General features: G+C 71.4%; 16 protein-coding genes, 1 tRNA gene and 1 pseudogene. 10 read left to right on the top strand and 8 right to left on the bottom strand.

What is annotated here, in order from left to right:
- Window positions 1-4 precede the first annotated feature (4 nt).
- The gene (locus tag QWM81_RS19580) at window positions 5-517 is read left to right on the top strand and encodes a GNAT family N-acetyltransferase (RefSeq protein WP_290113420.1); all 513 of its coding nucleotides are present in this window, start codon (window positions 5-7) and stop codon (window positions 515-517) included.
- On the opposite strand, the gene QWM81_RS19575 is transcribed toward QWM81_RS19580, so the two are convergent.
- Both QWM81_RS19575 and QWM81_RS19570 read right to left on the bottom strand, forming a co-directional pair.
- Window positions 498-1,946, bottom strand: coding sequence for a M1 family metallopeptidase (locus QWM81_RS19575; protein ID WP_435372399.1), 1,449 nt, complete (start codon window positions 1,944-1,946; stop codon window positions 498-500). The two genes, QWM81_RS19580 and QWM81_RS19575, sit on opposite strands and share 20 nt — an antisense overlap.
- A gap of 28 nt (window positions 1,947-1,974) precedes the next feature.
- Entirely contained in the window at window positions 1,975-2,541 is a 567-nt protein-coding gene (locus QWM81_RS19570) for a GlcG/HbpS family heme-binding protein (protein ID WP_290113470.1), read from the bottom strand.
- Between the two features lie 245 nt (window positions 2,542-2,786).
- Here QWM81_RS19570 and QWM81_RS19565 point away from each other — a divergent pair, with 245 nt between their 5' ends.
- From QWM81_RS19565 to QWM81_RS19550, 4 genes are all read left to right on the top strand, one after another.
- Entirely contained in the window at window positions 2,787-3,845 is a 1,059-nt protein-coding gene (locus QWM81_RS19565) for a sensor histidine kinase (protein WP_290113469.1), read from the top strand.
- Window positions 3,842-4,438, top strand: a complete 597-nt coding sequence (locus tag QWM81_RS19560; RefSeq protein WP_290113419.1) for a response regulator — start codon at window positions 3,842-3,844, stop codon at window positions 4,436-4,438. Before QWM81_RS19565 ends, QWM81_RS19560 begins: the two co-directional genes overlap by 4 nt.
- 179 nt (window positions 4,439-4,617) lie before the next feature.
- Window positions 4,618-5,118 carry a hypothetical protein gene (locus QWM81_RS19555; RefSeq protein WP_290113468.1) on the top strand — a complete coding sequence of 167 codons (501 nt, stop codon included), beginning with the start codon at window positions 4,618-4,620 and terminating at the stop codon, window positions 5,116-5,118.
- Window positions 5,119-5,424: 306 nt separating this feature from the next.
- Complete coding sequence (locus tag QWM81_RS19550) at window positions 5,425-6,315, top strand: hypothetical protein (RefSeq protein WP_290113418.1); 891 nt, start codon at window positions 5,425-5,427, stop codon at window positions 6,313-6,315.
- A gap of 19 nt (window positions 6,316-6,334) precedes the next feature.
- Here the strand turns inward: QWM81_RS19550 and QWM81_RS19545 are convergent, their stop codons facing one another.
- Window positions 6,335-6,805 carry a GNAT family N-acetyltransferase gene (locus tag QWM81_RS19545; protein ID WP_290113417.1) on the bottom strand — a complete coding sequence of 157 codons (471 nt, stop codon included), beginning with the start codon at window positions 6,803-6,805 and terminating at the stop codon, window positions 6,335-6,337.
- 16 nt (window positions 6,806-6,821) lie between these two features.
- Complete coding sequence (locus tag QWM81_RS19540; RefSeq protein WP_435372398.1) at window positions 6,822-7,718, bottom strand: aminoglycoside phosphotransferase family protein; 897 nt, start codon at window positions 7,716-7,718, stop codon at window positions 6,822-6,824.
- Window positions 7,719-7,773: 55 nt separating this feature from the next.
- Between QWM81_RS19540 and QWM81_RS19535 the strand changes: the two genes are divergently transcribed.
- Window positions 7,774-9,174: an NAD(P)/FAD-dependent oxidoreductase gene (locus QWM81_RS19535; RefSeq protein WP_290113415.1), complete on the top strand. Its 1,401-nt coding sequence runs from the start codon at window positions 7,774-7,776 to the stop codon at window positions 9,172-9,174.
- Between the two features lie 64 nt (window positions 9,175-9,238).
- Here the strand turns inward: QWM81_RS19535 and QWM81_RS19530 are convergent.
- Window positions 9,239-9,530, bottom strand: a pseudogene (locus QWM81_RS19530) (TerD family protein); the annotation flags it as partial.
- Window positions 9,531-9,894: 364 nt separating this feature from the next.
- A tRNA-Thr gene (locus QWM81_RS19525) sits at window positions 9,895-9,970 on the bottom strand.
- Between the two features lie 154 nt (window positions 9,971-10,124).
- Here QWM81_RS19525 and QWM81_RS19520 point away from each other — a divergent pair.
- The 4 genes from QWM81_RS19520 to QWM81_RS19505 all read left to right on the top strand — a co-directional run bounded on the left by QWM81_RS19520 (window position 10,125) and on the right by QWM81_RS19505 (window position 14,376).
- Window positions 10,125-11,525, top strand: a complete 1,401-nt coding sequence (locus tag QWM81_RS19520) for an RNA-guided endonuclease InsQ/TnpB family protein (RefSeq protein WP_290113414.1) — start codon at window positions 10,125-10,127, stop codon at window positions 11,523-11,525.
- 379 nt (window positions 11,526-11,904) lie between these two features.
- Window positions 11,905-13,002 carry an ABC transporter ATP-binding protein gene (locus QWM81_RS19515; RefSeq protein ID WP_290113413.1) on the top strand — a complete coding sequence of 366 codons (1,098 nt, stop codon included), beginning with the start codon at window positions 11,905-11,907 and terminating at the stop codon, window positions 13,000-13,002.
- Window positions 13,003-13,212: 210 nt separating this feature from the next.
- On the top strand, window positions 13,213-13,626 hold the full coding sequence (locus QWM81_RS19510) for a hypothetical protein (protein ID WP_290113411.1): 414 nt from the start codon (window positions 13,213-13,215) through the stop codon (window positions 13,624-13,626).
- A 39-nt stretch (window positions 13,627-13,665) separates the two neighbouring features.
- Window positions 13,666-14,376 (top strand): nucleotidyltransferase family protein, encoded by a 711-nt coding sequence (locus QWM81_RS19505; RefSeq protein WP_290113410.1) that lies wholly within the window; start codon window positions 13,666-13,668, stop codon window positions 14,374-14,376.
- A 109-nt stretch (window positions 14,377-14,485) separates the two neighbouring features.
- Here the strand turns inward: QWM81_RS19505 and QWM81_RS19500 are convergent, their stop codons facing one another.
- Both QWM81_RS19500 and rlmB read right to left on the bottom strand, forming a co-directional pair.
- On the bottom strand, window positions 14,486-16,108 hold the full coding sequence (locus tag QWM81_RS19500) for a DoxX family protein (RefSeq protein WP_290113409.1): 1,623 nt from the start codon (window positions 16,106-16,108) through the stop codon (window positions 14,486-14,488).
- Window positions 16,109-16,212: 104 nt separating this feature from the next.
- The gene (gene rlmB / locus QWM81_RS19495) at window positions 16,213-17,163 is read right to left on the bottom strand and encodes a 23S rRNA (guanosine(2251)-2'-O)-methyltransferase RlmB (protein ID WP_290113408.1); all 951 of its coding nucleotides are present in this window, start codon (window positions 17,161-17,163) and stop codon (window positions 16,213-16,215) included.
- Window positions 17,164-17,176 lie beyond the last annotated feature (13 nt).

Genomic DNA, 17,176 nt, shown 5'->3' with positions numbered 1-17,176 from the left:
CCGCATGATCGTCGAACCACTGGAGGCCGGTGAGGACGGCGCCCTGCCCGGGCCGCTCCTGACCGAACTCACCGAGCTGTACGCGTCGAACCGGGAGTTCCAGCAGCTCAGCGGGGACTTCCCGGACCCCGACGACATCCGGCCCGAGCAGGTCGCCGCCTCGCTCGCCCACGAGCTGTCGCACCCCGACACCGAGGTGCTGCTCGCCCGTTCGGCCGGTCACGTGATCGGCGTTTCGGTGACCCGGGCTCACCACCCCGACCCCGACGACCCGGACCCGTGGATCGGCCTGCTGATGGTGCACGCCCGCGACCACCGGGTCGGCTTCGGCCGCGAGCTGGCCGAGATCGTCGAGAAGCGGTTCCGGGAACGCGGCCGACAGGGCGTCAAGCTCGCCGTCCTCGACAACAATCCCAAGGCCCTCGCCTTCTGGCGCGCCCTCGGGTACGAGGAGGTCGACCGCCGCAAGGATCAGCGGCTCGGCCGCGACTGCGTCGTCATGCGGAAGGCCCTGTAGCAGGCCCCGCAGGGCGTTTTTCGCCGTACAGCCAGGTGTCCCACAGGCCGGTCAGGTCCTCGCCCGACTTCTCCTCCACGTACCGCGTGAAGTCCTGCGTCGAGGCGTTGCCGTGCCGGTGCTCCGCCGCCCAGCCGCGCAGGATGCCGAAGAACGTGTCGTCGCCGACCGCCTGGCGCACCTTGTGCAGCACCATCGCGCCCCGCCCGTACACCGGCGGCTCCGAGATGTCCGCGGCCGTGGGCGGATCGGCGGGCGGGAACGCCCAGTTCCGTTCGTCGGCGAAGGCGGCGGCGAAACTCACCTCGGCCGGCGTCTCGGCGAAGTCCTCCGCGTACAGCCACTCGGCGTACGTCGCGAAGCTCTCGTTGAGCCACATGTCCCGCCACGACTCGGGCGAGACGGAGTTGCCGTACCACTGGTGGGCGAGTTCGTGCACCAGCGTGAGCGGATCGAAGGTGCCCGCCGCGAAGAACGGCCTGCTCTGCGTCTCCAGCGCGTACCCGACCTCCACCGTGGGGTCGACGATCGCGCCGATGGAGGAGAAGGGGTAGGGGCCGAAGTTCTCCACCTCCCACGCCAGCAGCTCGGGAATCCGGGCCAGCAGCGCCGGATTGCCCCGGGTGGCGGTGTGCACGGGCAGCCCGGACGGCGTACGGAAGGTTTTCGTCCGGTACTTGCCGACGGCGAGCGTCGCCAGGTAGCTCGCCATCGGCTCGGCGGAGCGCCAGGTGACGGTCGTACGGCCGTCGCCGCCGGTGCGCCGCTGCGCCACCTCACCGTTGGATACGGCCTGGTAGCCCTTGGGGACGGTGACGGTGACGGCGTAGGTGGCCTTGTCGGAGGGGTGGTGGTTGCCGGGGAACCAGGCCATCGAGCCGGTCGGCTGGCCGAGCGCGACCGCGCCGTCCCGGGTCCTCACCCAGCCCTCCTCCGCCCCGTCCTCGTCGGTGACGGTGACCGGCTCGCCGGAGTAGCCGATGACGGTACGGAAGGTGTCGCCGGCGCCGAGGCCGGCGGCCGGGCGGAGGGTGAGCTCGTGGCCGGCGCGGCGGACGGAGGCGGGGCGGCCGTCGACCGTGGCGCGGTCGACGGTCAGGCCGGTGAGGTCGACGTTGAAGGCGCTGAGGGCCTGGGTGGCGCGGGCGGTGATGTCGGCGGTGCCGGTCAGGCGGTTGGTGGCGGGGTCGTAGGCGAGGGTCAGCGCGTAGTGCCGGACGTCGTAGCCGCCGTTGCCGAGCCTGGGGAAGTACGGGTCGCGCAGCCCGGCCGCGCCGGGCTTGCCGTGCACGCCGCCGGTACCGGTGCGGGTGCCGGTGCCGCTGCCGGCTTCGCCGCCGCCGGTGCAGCCGGTGCCGGTGAGGAGTACGGAGGCGGCGGCCACGGTGACGGCGACGGCGACGGCGACGGCACGGATGTGTAGGTCCACCCCGTGATCGTACGGATCACGGCATTCGTCAGCGGCCCAGCGCCGCCACGCCCGCCCGCGCGTACTTCTCGTCCAGGTCGCCACTGGGCGCGCCCGCGACGCCGATGCCCGCGATGGGCGCGCCACCGGCGGTGACGGGGGCGCCGCCGCCGAGGAACAGCGTGCCGGGGATGTCCTTCAGCGTCGGGGTGGTCTGGAGCCGCTTGACCAGCTCGGACGTCGGGGCGTTCCAGGACACGGCGGTGAACGCCTTGCGTATGGCCGACTCGTACGACTGCGGGCCGGCGCCGTCGCCGCGCAGGGTGACCAGGGTGGTGCCGTTGCGGTCCACGACGGCGACGGTGACGCGCTGGTCGTCCTTCTCGGCGGCCTTCAGGGTGGCCTCGGCGGCCTTGGTGGCGGCCTCGATGGTGAGGTGGGTGGTGGTGCGCAGGTGGTGGTCGCTGACACTCCGCGCGGCACTCTGCGCGGGCGCGGCGGCGGGCGCGGCGGCCGGGGCGGCGTTCGCCGACATGGCGCCGAAGGTGCCCGCGGACAGTACGGCGGCGGCGACGGCACCGGTCAGGACACGGGCACGCGGCGACATCGTCGTCATCTTCTTGATCTTCGTCATCTTCGTCATGTTCTTCATGGGGACTCCTTGGTGGTGGGTGACCCGGACCTGCTGTCGATCCTGGGCCCGCCACCAGGGGCCCGGGGTCAACCGATCGGTTGACCCCGCCGCGCCGCGCCCGGGTGAGGATGACGTCGTACGGAGTCCAGTCGGTCGAGTCGTACGACGTCGTACGGAAGGGAGTGGCCGTGGACCAGGATCCCGACGCCCGCTGGCTGGCCCGGGTGATGCACGCCGCGTTCTTCGCGCTGCTCGGCGCCTCGCTGGCGCGGTTCCTGCTGCGCCACCCGTGGGCGGAGCTCGGCCCGTGGGTCGTGGCGCTCTCGGTGGCGCTCGCGGTGCTGTACGTGCTGCCGGTGCCGCACCGGCTTCCCTGGCTGTTCACGGTCGTGGCGGTGTGGATGGTGCTGGTGGTGCTGGCGCCGAGCTTCGCGCTGTGCGCGGTACCGCTGCTGTACGCCGGGCTGCGGACACTGCCGCCGCGCGCCGCGCTCGTGCTGGTGACGCTGCTCACCGTGTTCGTCGTGGCCGCGCTGCTCCAGCTGACGGACGCCGGGGTCGATCCGGTGCTGCTGGTCGCGCCGCCCGCCGCCGCGGCGATCGCCACCGCCGTTTTCGTCCACGCCCAGCGGCAGGCGGACCGGCTGGCCGCCACCGAGCGTCGCGAGGGCACCCTCGCGGAACGGCAGCGGCTGTCGATGGAGATCCACGACAGCCTGGCCCAGGGCCTGTCCAGCCAGCAGATGCTGCTCCAGGCCGCCGAGCGCACCTGGGACAGCGACCCGGCGGCCGCCCGCCGCCACGTCCGTACGGCGGAGTCGATCGCCGAACGCGGCCTGGCCGAGGCGCGCCGCTTCGTGCACGACCTGGCGCCCGCCGACCTCGCCGGGGGCGTCGGCCTGGAAGAGGCGCTACGCGCGCTCGCCGCCCGCGAGTCGGCGCACTTCCGGGTGGACGGCACGCCGGTCGCCCTTCCCGAGCGGGTGCGCTCCGCGCTGCTGCGGATCGCACAGGGCGCCCTGGCCAACGTACGGGAGCACGCCGACGCCACCTCCGCCGCGCTGACCCTCACCTACCTGGACGACCAGGTCGTCCTCGACATCGCGGACGACGGCCGCGGCTTCGATCCGCGTACGGCACGGCGAGGCGTCCGAGGCCACGGCCTGCCCGCCATCCGGGCGCGGGCCGAGCAGCTCGGCGGCACCCTGACCATCGAGTCCGCGCCCGGCGAAGGCACGGTGCTGTCCGTCTCGATCCCGTCGATCCCGCTGGAGAGCCGCCCATGACGGTACGGATCCTGCTGTGCGACGACCACGCGGTCGTACGCGCCGGGCTGCGCGCGCTGCTGGGCAGCGCACCCGGCATCGAGGTCGTCGGCGAGGCGGGCAGCGGCGAGGAGGCGGTCGCGATGGCCGCCAAGGTCACGCCGGACGTCGTGCTCATGGACCTCCAGCTGGGCTCCGGCATCGACGGGGTGGAGGCCACCCGCCGTATCGCCTCCCCGTCCGTGCGGGTGCTGGTCCTCACCACCTACGACACGGACGCCGACGTCACCCGGGCCATCGGCGCGGGCGCCACCGGCTACCTGCTGAAGGCGGAACGCCCCGAGGAGCTGTTCGCCGCCATCCACGCGGCGGCCGAGGGCCGCGCGGCACTCAGCCGCGCCGTACCCCGGCACCGTGCCCCGGCCCTCACCCACCGCGAGCTGGACATCCTGGGCCAGCTGGCGCGCGGTCTGGGCAACCGGGAGATCGCACGGGCACTGTTCATCAGCGAGGCCACCGTCAAGACGCACCTCGGCCGCATCTACGCCAAGCTCGGCGTGGACACGCGCGCCGGCGCGGTGGCGGTGGCGAAGGAGCGGCGCCTGCTGCCGTAGCGGTCAGAACGCCCCGGTGCCGAGGTCGAACCCGCTCGTGCTCGGGGACAGGCAGCGCCACGGCGGACCTCCTTCGATACGGAGCGACGCTCTCAAGTAGGCCGGACCCCATCGGGGCAACCGCGAGTCATTCACTCGCACGTGTGGGCGCACGCCCCGGACGTGACACCATCGACCACGTGCTCGACATCGGCTACTCCCTCTCCCGCCGCTTCCCCGACCCGCCGCAGACGGACTACCGCCGCGCGGACGTCCACGCGCTGCGCCACGACCTGTTCTGCGGCGACGTGTACCTCGCGGACACGAAGGCGGACCGCGAGGTGTCCACAGCCTGGGGATGGGTGCCGGTGCTCGACTTCGCGTGGGCGCTGTGCGACATCGTCGAGCGGCTCGACCGCGACCCGCGCGGCAGCCGGTCGGCCGCGCCGCAGTACGCGGAGCTGGACTTCACCGAGTCCACGGACCGGATGCTCTTCGAGCGCCGCTTCGGCTGGGTGGACGTCGAGGCCGACTGGATGCCGGCCGACGAGCCCCCGCTGACCTTCAGCCACGCGGTGCTGCGCCGCGAGGCCCGCGACTTCCTGCACGACCTGGTCGCCGACCTCACGGACATGCACGAGGGCCTGGCGGACAACCCGGTGATCTGGGACCTCCAGTCCCGTTTCCCCCGCCTGCCCTGACCGACCGGGGGCCCCTCTCGTTGCTCCAGAAGGCCGGCGGAGACGTACGCGCCCTGGAGACCCGCGCCACCATGGGCAAGGTGGTCCTCGTCCCGTAACAGCGCCTCCCCCCGCCGGGTGAACCGGCGTAGCGGAACCGGCGCAGTGCCCGCGTGGCCGGGCACCGGCGCCACCTCGCTCCCGCACCATCCAAGCTCCGAATCGACCGGAAGAGACCGGCAGAGACCGGAGCGACCGGAACAGACCGGACCGACCGGAACACCGGACCGACCGGAATCGCCGAGCTGGATGAGCAGGAGGACCAGAATGAGCCGGACATCCCGCAAACCGCCCACCAGGCTGTACGCGCTGGGCGCACTGTCGGCGCTGCTGCTGTGGACCACCGCCGCGGCCCATGCCACCCCATCCCCCCAAGCCCCGGCCCCCGCCCAGGCCCCCACCCCCGTCACCCACTGCGCCCCCGGCGGCACCCTGCGCGGTGCGCACGGCCAGTACGCCGACATCGCCCTGTGCGTCACCCACACCGGCGCCACCATGACCGTGATGGCCGCCGCCACCTGCCGCCGCGACCTCACCGGCACCCGCCCCGTCTGCCGCACCTCCGGAACCTGGACCGCCCACCGCGACGGCAGCCCCACGGCCGAGCCCACCTCCTCCGGCACCCTCGCGGGCCGCGCCGACTACCCGGGCCCCGGCGCGTACCGCATCAGCGCCGCCGTCCACGTACGCTCCACCACGCCCGGCATCGACCTGCGCGGCCAGGCACGCGGCACCCTCACCCTCACCGAGGCCGCACCGCCGCCCACGCACCGCGTCGAGGTCACGGGAGGCACCCTGAAGCCGGGCACCTCCACCACCCTCACCTACACCGTCTCCCGCGTCAGCGATCACGGCGACGGCAGCGCCCGGCTCGGCCTCATCGGCGAAGAGGCCACCGGCATCCGCGTCGTCTCCTCCGACACCCGGTGCGTCAACCCGCTCCCCGGCCGCTACCCCTCCACCACCCGGAGCATGTACGCACTGGACTGCGCGCTCACCGACCTCCAGCCGGGCCGCCCCGCCACGGTGACCGTCCGCGCCACGCTCAAGGCGACCTGCTCCACCCTCGTCTCCAAGCTGGGCTACTGGACACCCAAGGGCCAGCAGACCACCGGCGGAATGCTCACCGGCCCCACCGTCACCTGCAAGAACGGGTAGCCCGCCCCGGACTCACGACTCACGACCCCAGCGCCACCAACGCCTCGTCGGTCAGCCGGTACACCGTCCACTCCTCCTGCGGCCGCGCGCCCAGCGACCGGTAGAAGTCGATCGACGGGGCGTTCCAGTCCAGCACGGACCACTCCAGCCGCTCGTACCCCCGCGCCACACAGATCCGCGCCAACTCCCTCAGCAGCGCCTTGCCGTACCCGCCGCCCCGCTTCCCGGGCCGCACGTACAGATCCTCCAGATAGATCCCGTGCACCCCACGCCACGTCGAGAAGTTCAAGAACCACAGCGCGAAGCCGACGGCCTCCCCCTCGTCCGTCTCCGCGATGTGCGCGAACGCGGCGGGCCGCTCGCCGAACAGCGCCTCCCGCAGCTGCTCCTCGCTCGCCCGCACCTCATCGAGGGCCTTCTCGTACTCGGCGAGCTCGCGGATCATCGCGTGAAGGACAGGGACGTCGTCAACGACAGCGGTACGAATCATGACCGCAGCCTAAGCACTACCGCCCGAGCAACAGCCGCCCCACCACCGCCCGCTCCCCCTCCAGCACGGTGACCCCGTCCTCGACGTCCCACAGGGAGTCCTGGAGCACCCGCCCCAGCGTCCAGGCCCTCGCCCGCTCGCGGTCCAGCCCCAGCACCTCGGTCATCAGGTCGAAGCGCCACAGCACATCATCCGGATCGAACCGGTCGAACAGCGCCGGCAGCAGCTCGAAACCCGGGTCCCCGGCGAGCGGCTTGGGGTCGATCGCCAGCCACGGCTCGCGGTCCGCCGCGAGGACGTTGTCGAAGTGCAGGTCCCAGTGCAGCAGCCGGTCCCCCGGCTCGCCCACCACTTCCCGTACCGCCGCCGCGCAATCCCGCAGCAGCCGCCGGTCCTCCTCGCGCTCCAGCCACGCCAAAGCCTCCGGTACGTCATCGAGCATCCGCGCCGCGATGTCGCCCAGCCGCCGCATCCCGGCCGGCGCCGGGACGGCCACCAGCCGCGCCATCAGCCCGGCCAGCGTCGCCGTCGCCTCCCGCACGTCCTCCACCGCCGACAGATGCCGCCCCTCGTCCAGCCACTCCAGCAGCAGTGTCGCCGTCCCGGCGTCCTCCGCCAGCAGCCGCACGGCGCCCGAACCGCCCCAAGCCCGCAGCGCCGCGCCCTCGCCCTCACTCTCCTCGTCCCGCAGCTGCAACTTCAGCGCCGCACGCGTCCCGTCCCCCGCCACCACCGGCAGCACCAGCGCACTCCACCCGTGCATCACCGGCCCGGCCCGCCGCAGCCCCCACTCCTCCAGGAACCGCTCGGCCAGCCCGGGCAGCGCGGCGATGAACGCCCGCCCCTCGTCACCGTTGACCTCGCCCTGGATCCGCGCCAGCTCCGCCGGAACCTCGATCACTGAACACCCCATCCGATAACGTCCCGCCACACGCGTCCACACCCACCAGCACCAGCCGAGGAACCACATGAGCACCGTCAACGGCGGCATATCGTTCTGGTACGCCCAAGAGGGCACCCCCGCCCCCCGGGAGCCCCTCCCCGGCGACACCACCGCCGACGTCTGCGTCGTCGGCGGCGGCTACACCGGCCTGTGGACCGCGTACTACCTCAAGAAGGCCGTTCCCTTCCTCAACATCATTGTCCTGGAAGGGAAGTTCTGCGGTTACGGGGCCTCCGGCCGCAACGGCGGATGGCTCTACAACGGCATCGCCGGCCGCGACCGCTACGCAAAGCGCCACGGCCACGACGCCGCCGTACGCCTCCAGCAGGCGATGAACGACACGGTCACCGAGGTCATCAAGGTCACCGCCGACGAACACATCGACGCCGACATCCACCAGGGCGGCGTCCTCGAAGTCGCCTACACACCCGCCCAGTTGGCCCGCCTCAAAGCGTTCCACTCCGTCGAGATCGCCTTCGGCGAGACCGACCGCGAACTCCTCGGCGCCCGCGCCACCGCCGAGCGCGTCCGCGTCACCGGCGCCGTGGGCTCCACCTGGACCCCGCACGGCGCCCGTATCCACCCGGTCAAACTCGTCAGGGGCCTGGCCGCCACCGTGGAAGCCCTCGGCGTCACCATCCACGAGTCGACCCCCGTCACCGACATCAAGCCCAAGCACGCCGTCACCCCCTACGGCACCGTCCGCGCCCCCTACATCCTGCGCTGCACCGAAGGCTTCACCGCGTCCCTCAAGGGCCACAAGCGCACCTGGCTCCCCATGAACTCCTCCATGATCGTCACCGACCCGCTCCCCCCGGACGTGTGGGACGCCATCGGCTGGACCGGCCGCGAAACCCTCGGCGACCTGGCCCACGCCTATACGTACGCCCAGCGCACCGCCGACGACCGCATCGCCCTCGGCGGCCGCGGCGTCCCCTACCGCTACGGCTCACGCGCCGCCACCGCCCTCAACGCCGACCGCACCCACCCCGCCACCATCGAAGCCCTCCGCTCCGCCCTCACCCGCCTCTTCCCCACCCTCGCCGGCACCCCCATCGCCCACGCCTGGTCCGGCGTCCTCGGCGTCCCCCGCGACTGGTGCGCCACCGTCACCCTCGACCGCTCCACCGGCCTCGGCTGGGCCGGCGGCTACGTCGGCTCGGGCGTCGCCACCGCCAACCTCGCCGCCCGCACCCTGCGCGACCTGATCCAGCAGGACTCCGGCCAGTGCGGCCCCACCGACCTCACCACCCTCCCCTGGGTCAACCACAAGGTCCGCCTCTGGGAACCCGAACCCCTCCGCTGGCTCGGCGTCCACACCCTCTACGCCGCCTACCGCACCGCCGACCACCGCGAAACGACCACCCACACCCCCACGACCGCGCCCATCGCCACCCTCGCCAACCGCATCTCCGGCCGCCACTGATCCACGTCCACCAGCACACGCAAAAGGCCCCGGACACACCCGTCCGGGGCCTTGCCGCATCCACCTACTCGGCTTCGATACCGAAATCGCCCACCAAGGCCGCCAAACCTTCCGCATAGCCCTTGCCACCGAGAACGAAATCCCAGTCACCACCCGCCCGACGTCGAAACGACCCGAGCACCAAAGCCGTCTCCCCCGCCCGCCCATCCGACACCGTCAACCGATCGAGCTCCGCCCCCGACGCATCACGCAAACGAATCGCCGCATCCGTGAAAAGACAAGTCCGCATCCGGATTCTCTTCCGGATCCACAGCAGCCACCAGCACCAGCCGGTCAGCCCTCTCCGGCAATCCGAAACGCAGGCGCACGACACCCCTCCGCCAGCAACCCCTCCAACTCCGCCACCCGCGCGTCCAACTCCTGCGACCGCCGCAGAACATCCGCCTCCCGCTGACGCCGATACGCGGCCCGCTGCTCCCGATGCATCCGGGCCATGTCCCGCTCGTACGCCCGCTGCTCCCGCTCAGACCGCAACCGCTGCTCCACCACAGCCCTCTGCCGCGCCTCCGCCTGCCGCTGCTGTTGCCGCTGGGCCTCCGCCCACGCCCCGATCAGCCCACCAGAACGACGACTCATCCGACACACCCCTCCCCAGGCACGCCAGGTACACCCCTCAACGCAAAGTGTCCCGGACCTGAGTGGTCCGGGACACGGTTTTGCTGGAGCCGCCTGTCGGAATCGAACCGACGACCTGGAGCTTACAAGGCAACCGCTCTACCAACTGAGCTAAGGCGGCATCGCGCACGTCAGAGCCGCACGCGAAAGGCGTCACCACTCTACACAGCACGCGAATCCCAAGGCCACGGAGTTCTGACCCGTGACCCCCCGCCCATGTGTTCGTTGAACGCACTGGAGTGCTGTTCCGAAGATCGGATCGGGGGGCCAGGGGGATGACAGATGCGGTCGAGGGGCCGGTACGTATCACCGGCACGGAGGCCAAGCGCCTCAAGCGCGAGGCGCTGGGCATCGCCGACCGGCGCAAGCACCACACGAGGGCCGCTACCCCGATGCGAAGCCGGACCAAGGAAGCCGACACCCGGCAGCGCGTCTACCGCTTCCGTTTCTATCCCTCACCTGAGCAGGCCGAACAGCTTGAGCAGACCTTCGGCGCCTGCCGCTGGGTCTACAACCAGGGCTTGTCCCTGCGCTCGGAGGCATGGGAGAAGCACCGGGTGTCGGTCGGATACGCGGAGACGTGCCGTGCTCTCACCGGGTGGCGCCGGGCCGAGGACACGTCCTGGCTCCAGGTGGTCTCCTCCACGGTCCTCCAACAGGCGCTGCGCCACCTGGACGGGGCGTTCCAGCGCTTCTTCCGGAAGGCCGCGAAGTATCCGAAGCTCAAGAGGAAGCGCACCGCGCGGGACTCGGCGACGTACGTCCGTACGGGCTTCCGCTGGCTTGAGGACCCGGAGCGGCCGGGGACCGGTCTGGTGACGCTGGCCAAGCAGATGTCTCCACTGGACGTGCGGTGGTCCAGGGCGCTGCCCGCTGGTGTGGTGCCGGTGAAGCTGACGGTGACCAGGGACCGGGCGGGCAGGTATTTCCTGTCGATGCTGGTGGAGGAGCGGATCGCGCCTTTGCCCGCCGCCTTCGTGCCGGGCTCGCAGGCTCCCAAGGCTGTAGGGCTCGATCTTGGTCTGACCGCTCTTGTGACGCTGGACGACGGTCGGAAGCTGGAGCATCCCCGCCTCCTGAAGAAGTACGCGCAGCAGCTCGCCGGCCTCCAGCGGCAGCTCCATCGGAAGGAGAAGGGTTCCAAGAACCGGGGAAAGATCCGAGTCAAGATCGCCCGGCTGTACGCGCTGATCACGGACGTCCGCAGAGACATGCTGGACCAGTTCACGACCCGCCTCGTGCGCGAGAACCAAGTGCTCGTGGTGGAAGAGCTGCCCATCGCCAATCTGATGCGGCCGGCGATCGGCAAGGGACGGCGGCGGAAAGCGAAGCTGAACCAGGCCATCCGCGACGCGGCGTGGGGCGAGCTGCTGAGGCAGCTCCGCTACAAGTGCGAGTGGTACGGGCGGACGCTGGTGATCGTGGACCGCTTCTTCCCATCGACGCGGCGCTGCTCGGCCTGTCATGCGAAGGGTCCGCGTCTGGATGTGTCGGTTCGGGAGTGGACCTGCCAGGAGTGCGGCATGGTGCACGACCGTGATGTGAACGCGGCGGTGAATCTCCGTGACGAGGGATTGCGGCTGTACTGGCTGCTCGCTGCGGCGCTGCCCCCGGGCAGGATGCCACCTTCGATAATCAAGGCCTCGGAGCTGGTGCGGTACTCGCCCGCTGCGTGAGGTGAAGTGAGGTACGGACCGACGGGCCGTCGGCCGTCATGCCTGTGGAGCCCGCGTAAGACCGGCCGGGCGTGGCCCTTCAGGGCCATGGTCGGACGGCGATGGGTGATGAAGCAGGAAGTGTTGGCCCGCGAGGGCCGCAACCCGTCCCGTAGCCGAGCTGAGGCCGAGGCAATTGCTCTGCGCGGGGCGTGCAAGGTCAAAAGTCGGGTGCTCTGCCACCACCGAGCCACCAGGCAGGATTTCGTTTCCGCCAACTACTGACAGACCTGGCCCCGCCAGGTAGCGTCACCGGCAGTTCACTGACGTGGACTAGACCGATCTCTCCCTCTACTCGGATCGTCCGGCACGTTCCTGCCGGTGAAGGGACCGCATCACCATGGCTTCTGTCACCTTTGACAAGGCGACCCGTGTCTACCCGGGGTCCACCAAGCCCGCCGTCGACCAGCTCGAGATCGAGATCGAGGACGGCGAGTTCCTCGTTCTCGTCGGCCCCTCCGGCTGTGGCAAGTCCACCTCCCTGCGCATGCTCGCCGGTCTGGAGGACGTCAACGGCGGCGCCATCCGCATCGGTGACCGTGACGTCACCCACCTGCCGCCGAAGGACCGGGACATCGCCATGGTGTTCCAGAACTACGCGCTGTACCCGCACATGACCGTCGCCGACAACATGGGCTTCGCGCTCAAGATCGCCGGGGTCAACAAGGCGGAGATCCGCAAGAAGGTCGAGGAGGCGGCGAAGATCCTCGACCTCACCGAGTACCTGGACCGCAAGCCGAAGGCGCTCTCCGGCGGTCAGCGTCAGCGTGTGGCGATGGGCCGCGCGATCGTGCGTGAGCCGCAGGTGTTCCTGATGGACGAGCCGCTGTCGAACCTCGACGCCAAGCTGCGCGTCTCCACTCGTACGCAGATCGCGAGCCTCCAGCGCCGGCTCGGCATCACGACCGTGTACGTCACGCACGACCAGGTCGAGGCCCTGACCATGGGCGACCGGGTGGCGGTCCTCAAGGACGGGCTGCTCCAGCAGGTCGACACGCCGCGCAACATGTACGACCGCCCGGCCAACCTCTTCGTCGCCGGCTTCATCGGCTCCCCCGCCATGAACCTGGTCGAGGTCCCGATCACCGACGGTGGCGTGAAGTTCGGCAACAGCGTGGTGCCCGTCTCCCGCGAGGCGCTGTCCGCCGCGTCCGACAAGGGCGACATGACCGTGACGGTCGGCGTCCGCCCCGAGCACTTCGATGTCGCGGGCGCCGAGAGCGACCAGGGTCTGGCCGTCTCGGTCAACGTCGTCGAGGAGCTCGGCGCCGATGGTTACGTGTACGGCTCCGCCCGCGTCGGCGGCGAGGACAAGGACCTGGTGGTCCGCGTCGGCGGCCGCGCGATCCCCGAGAAGGGCTCCGTGCTGCACGTGGTGCCGCGTCCGGAGGAGATCCACGTGTTCTCGACCTCGACGGGTGAGCGCCTCTCCGGCTGACCCCGCGCCTGGCGGTCAAAGCTGTTGCCCGGCCCCGCACTTCGGTGCGGGGCCGTTGGCGCAGCCCCGCCCGGATGTCGACAAATACCCCGGCACAGGGGTCAATTCGGACCCTGTTGTCAACACCTGATTCGAAAAGGAGCATCGAACCATCCCCCGTGGGGGTGACTAAATGTCTCCAAATCATCACTGGCCGCTACGCTCACGTCCGTGACCCACACAGCACGCCGAATCGGCCGCACACTCGCCCTCGTCCTGCCCGTCGTCCTGGTGCTCTCCGGAACTCTCGCGGTCACCAGCGTCCCGTGGGCGGGCAACAGCTCCCAGACACAGATGCTGACCGCGTCCTCCGAGAACGTCTCCGTACGGGCCAAGCCTCGCACCCCGCAGGATATTCTCCGCGACAAGCTCCTCGCGGAGCTTCAGGAGAAGGACCCCGGTGTCGCCCTCACCCACCTTCAGCGTGCGGTGGAGGAGCGCCCGTCGCTCGCCAAGCACTGCATGTCGATCGCCCGCGCGCTCGGCCGTGCGGCGGTCCAGCACTACGGCCCCGTACGCGCCCAGACGTACTCGCGGCCGGTCTGCGACACCTCCTTCGCCTCCGGCGTCGCCCACGAGAGCTGAGCGCATCCCCGGCACCGAGGTGCGCCTATCGTGCGCGGTATGCACACCTCTCCGACGCAGGCCGTGGTCCTGGCGGGCGGCCAGGGTTCACGACTGCGCCCGTACACCGATGACCGCCCCAAGCCGATGGTCGAGATCCCGGGAACCGGGACCCCGATCATCGGCCATCAGCTTTCCTGGCTCGCCGCCGAGGGCGTGACGGACGCCGTCGTCTCCTGCGGCCATCTCGCCGAGGTACTCCAGCAGTGGCTGGCGACGGCCGAACTGCCGCTGCGCGTCACCACCGTTGTGGAGGCCGAGCCGCTGGGCCGTGGCGGCGGCCTCAAGTACGCGGCCGCGCGTCTGCCGCACCCCGATGAGCCCTGGTACGCCACGAACGGTGACATCTGGACCCGTTTCTCGCTGCGCGAGATGGCCGCGTTCCACGCCGAGCGGGACGCCACCGCCACGCTCGCCCTGGCCCGTCCCCGTATCCCGTGGGGGGCCGTCGAGACGGACGCCTTCGGGCACATCACCGACTTCATCGAGTCGCCGCCTTCGCCGTATCTGATCAACGCGGGCGTGTACGTCTTCTCCCCCGCCTTCACCGAGCTCCTGCCCGATGTGGGCGACCATGAGCGCACCACGTTCCCCCGCCTGGCCCGTGAGCGGCGCCTGGCGGGCTTTCCGCTGCCGCAGGGGGCTTACTGGCGGGCGATCGACACCGCCAAGGACCTCAGCGAGGCGGCGAAGGAGCTCGCCGGTTCCTGAATCCTTCTGCGTACGACGCGTACGACGCGTACGGCGTACGACGCGTATGACGCATACGCAGAGGGGCGGTCACCGTCTTCACGGTGACCGCCCCACGCGCTGTGGTGCGTCAGCCCAGCAGACCGCCGATCGGGTTGTTGTTGCCGCCGCTGGACGAGCCGCCGTCCTCGCTGCCGCCGGAACCGCCGTCGTCGCCGCCACCGCCGCTGGTGCTGCCGCCGCTGCCGCCGCTGCCTCCCGTGGAGGACGGACCGGCGCTCGTGGACGGCGGGGGCACGGGCTCGGACTGCTCCGGGGGCTGCTGGCCGGTGCCCTGGGAGGTGGTGGGCCGCTCCTCCTCCTCGATGCGTCCGGTCTCGCGGACCGTCTCCTCCGGGGAGGATTCCTCCTCCGCCGGGCCGCTGGACGTGGACGCGGAGGGCTCGGGGCGCTTGGACGTCTCCTCGGCCGACGGGGAGCGCTCACCCGGCTCCTGCGGCAGGGGCCGGCCGGGCAGGTGGTTGGTCGGGTCGTCGTTCGGGCCGGGCACGGTGACGACCTCGCTGGAGCGCACGGCCCCGCCGAGCACCGAGCCGACGAGCAGGGTGAGGCCCACGACCACGGTGGCGACCACCACGCCGCGCCGCAGCACGCGGCGGCGCAGCTGCCACAGCGCGGAGCGGGGGCCGAGCGTGCGCCAGGCCTCGCCCGCGAGGCGGCCGTCGATGGAGTAGACGGGGGCCCCGGCGATGATCAGCGGTGACCAGGCGGCGAGGTAGATGATGTCGGGCGCGTCGTAGACCGGGACGGTCTTCCAGCTCACGATCAGGATCAGCGCGGCCGACAGCAGCGCGCCGAACACGGCGGCGACCCGCTGCCAGAGCCCGAGCACGGTCAGGACGCCGACGATGACCTGGGCGAACGCGACCGTCAGGCCGGCGCCCACGGGGTGGGCGAGCGCGAAGTCACGCAGCGGCTCCGCGGCGGTCCAGGGGTGGAGGGAGGTGAGCCACTTGACCATGGAGCCGCGCTCGCCGCCGTCGAAGTAGACGGGGTCGCAGAGCTTGCCCATGCCGGCGTAGATGGAGATGAAGCCGAGGAACACGCGCAGCGGGAGCAGGACGACGCCGAGGTTCATGCGCCGGCCGGGGTAGTAGGCGTGCCGGTGCGCGGGCCCGGTGTACACCCCGTTCTCGTACCGCTCGCCGCGGTCGTCACGGTCGTCACCGTCGTCGGCCTGGTCGCGGTCGGCGGCGTACGCATCGGTGTATGTATCGGTGTACGCGTCCGTGTGGTGGTCGCCGGGCGGCTCGTCGTAGGCGCCGACCGCGCGGCGCATCGGCGGCAGGAGCGGCGGCCCGTCGGGGCCGCGCTGGGCGCCGACGACGGGCGTCGGCATGGTGTCGTCGGAGAGGCCGAGGCGGGGGATGACCTGCGTCGCGCCGGGGTCGAGCGTGTCGACGGCGGCGGACTCCCGCACGGCTTGCAGCAGCCCGGTCGCGCCGGGGTCCCCGGGGGAGGACTTCCCGCTCCATACGACGGGGGCGCGGCGCCGCGCCCCCGCGGTGGTGGCGCCGCTCATGGCGGGCACACGGGCGGTGTCGGTGAATCGAGGCTTGTTCACCGGGGCGAGCTGCACTCGGAAGCTGGCGTGGTTCACGATGACCTGCGCGGGATCGCAATCCACCTTGACCATGCTCAGCGCAGGCTGATCGTCGAAACCGGGCCGGGGCGTTCTGGTGTCCACACTCATCTAACCGAGTGACGTGGGTTTAGGACACTGCCTTGACGCGTGGGAAATGTCCGAGACCCGTCAAGATCATGACGGGTCTCGGGACGAGCGCGGGACCAGGCGTTTTACGCGCGGCGGCGAGCCGCCTCGTACAGCACCACACCGGCCGCGACGCCCGCGTTGAGGGACTCGGCACCGCCCGGCATGGGGATGCGGACGAGGAAGTCGCAGGTCTCGCCGACCAGGCGCGACAGGCCCTTGCCCTCGCTGCCCACGACGATGACGACCGGGCCGCCCAGCGCCTCCAGGTCGCCGACCTCGGCGTCGCCGTCCGCCGCGAGGCCCACGACCGTGAGGCCGGCCTTCTGGTACGACTCCAGGGCGCGGGTGAGGTTGGTGGCGCGGGCCACCGGGGTACGGGCGGCGGTGCCCGCGGAGGTCTTCCAGGCACCGGCGGTCATGCCCGCCGCGCGCCGCTCCGGCACGACCACGCCGTGGCCGCCGAACGCGGAGACGGAGCGGACGACCGCGCCGAGGTTGCGCGGGTCGGTGACCCCGTCGAGGGCGACGATCAGCGGGTCCTCGCCCTCGTCGAAGGCCGCCGCGGCGAGGTCCTCGGGGTGGGCGTACTCGTACGGCGGGACCTGGAGGACGAGGCCCTGGTGGTTCAGGCCATTGGTCATCCGGTCGAGCTCGGCGCGCGGCGCCTCCATGAGGTTGATGCCGCCGCGGTCGGCCGCGAGCTTGAGCGCGTCGCGCACCCGCTCGTCGTTGTCGATGAACTGCTGCACGTACAGGGTCGACGCCGGTACGCCGTCGCGCAGCGCCTCGAAGACGGGGTTGCGGCCGACGACCATCTCGGAGGCACCCTTGCCGCCGCGGCGGGCGATGGGGCGGCGCTGGGCGTGCTTCGCCTGTGCGTTGGCGATGCGATTCTTCTTGTGGCCCTTGCGCGCGGACGCGGGCGGGGTCGGGCCCTTGCCCTCCAGGCCCCGGCGCCGCTGGCCACCGCTGCCGACCGTCGCGCCCTTCTTGTTGGACGTGCGGCGGTTCCTGCGCTGGCTGTTCCCGGCCATGACTTACCTGCTT

Source organism: Streptomyces ficellus, from assembly GCF_030406405.1.
GTDB lineage: Bacteria > Actinomycetota > Actinomycetes > Streptomycetales > Streptomycetaceae > Streptomyces > Streptomyces ficellus_B.
This window is presented reverse-complemented; position numbering and strand designations above follow the sequence as displayed.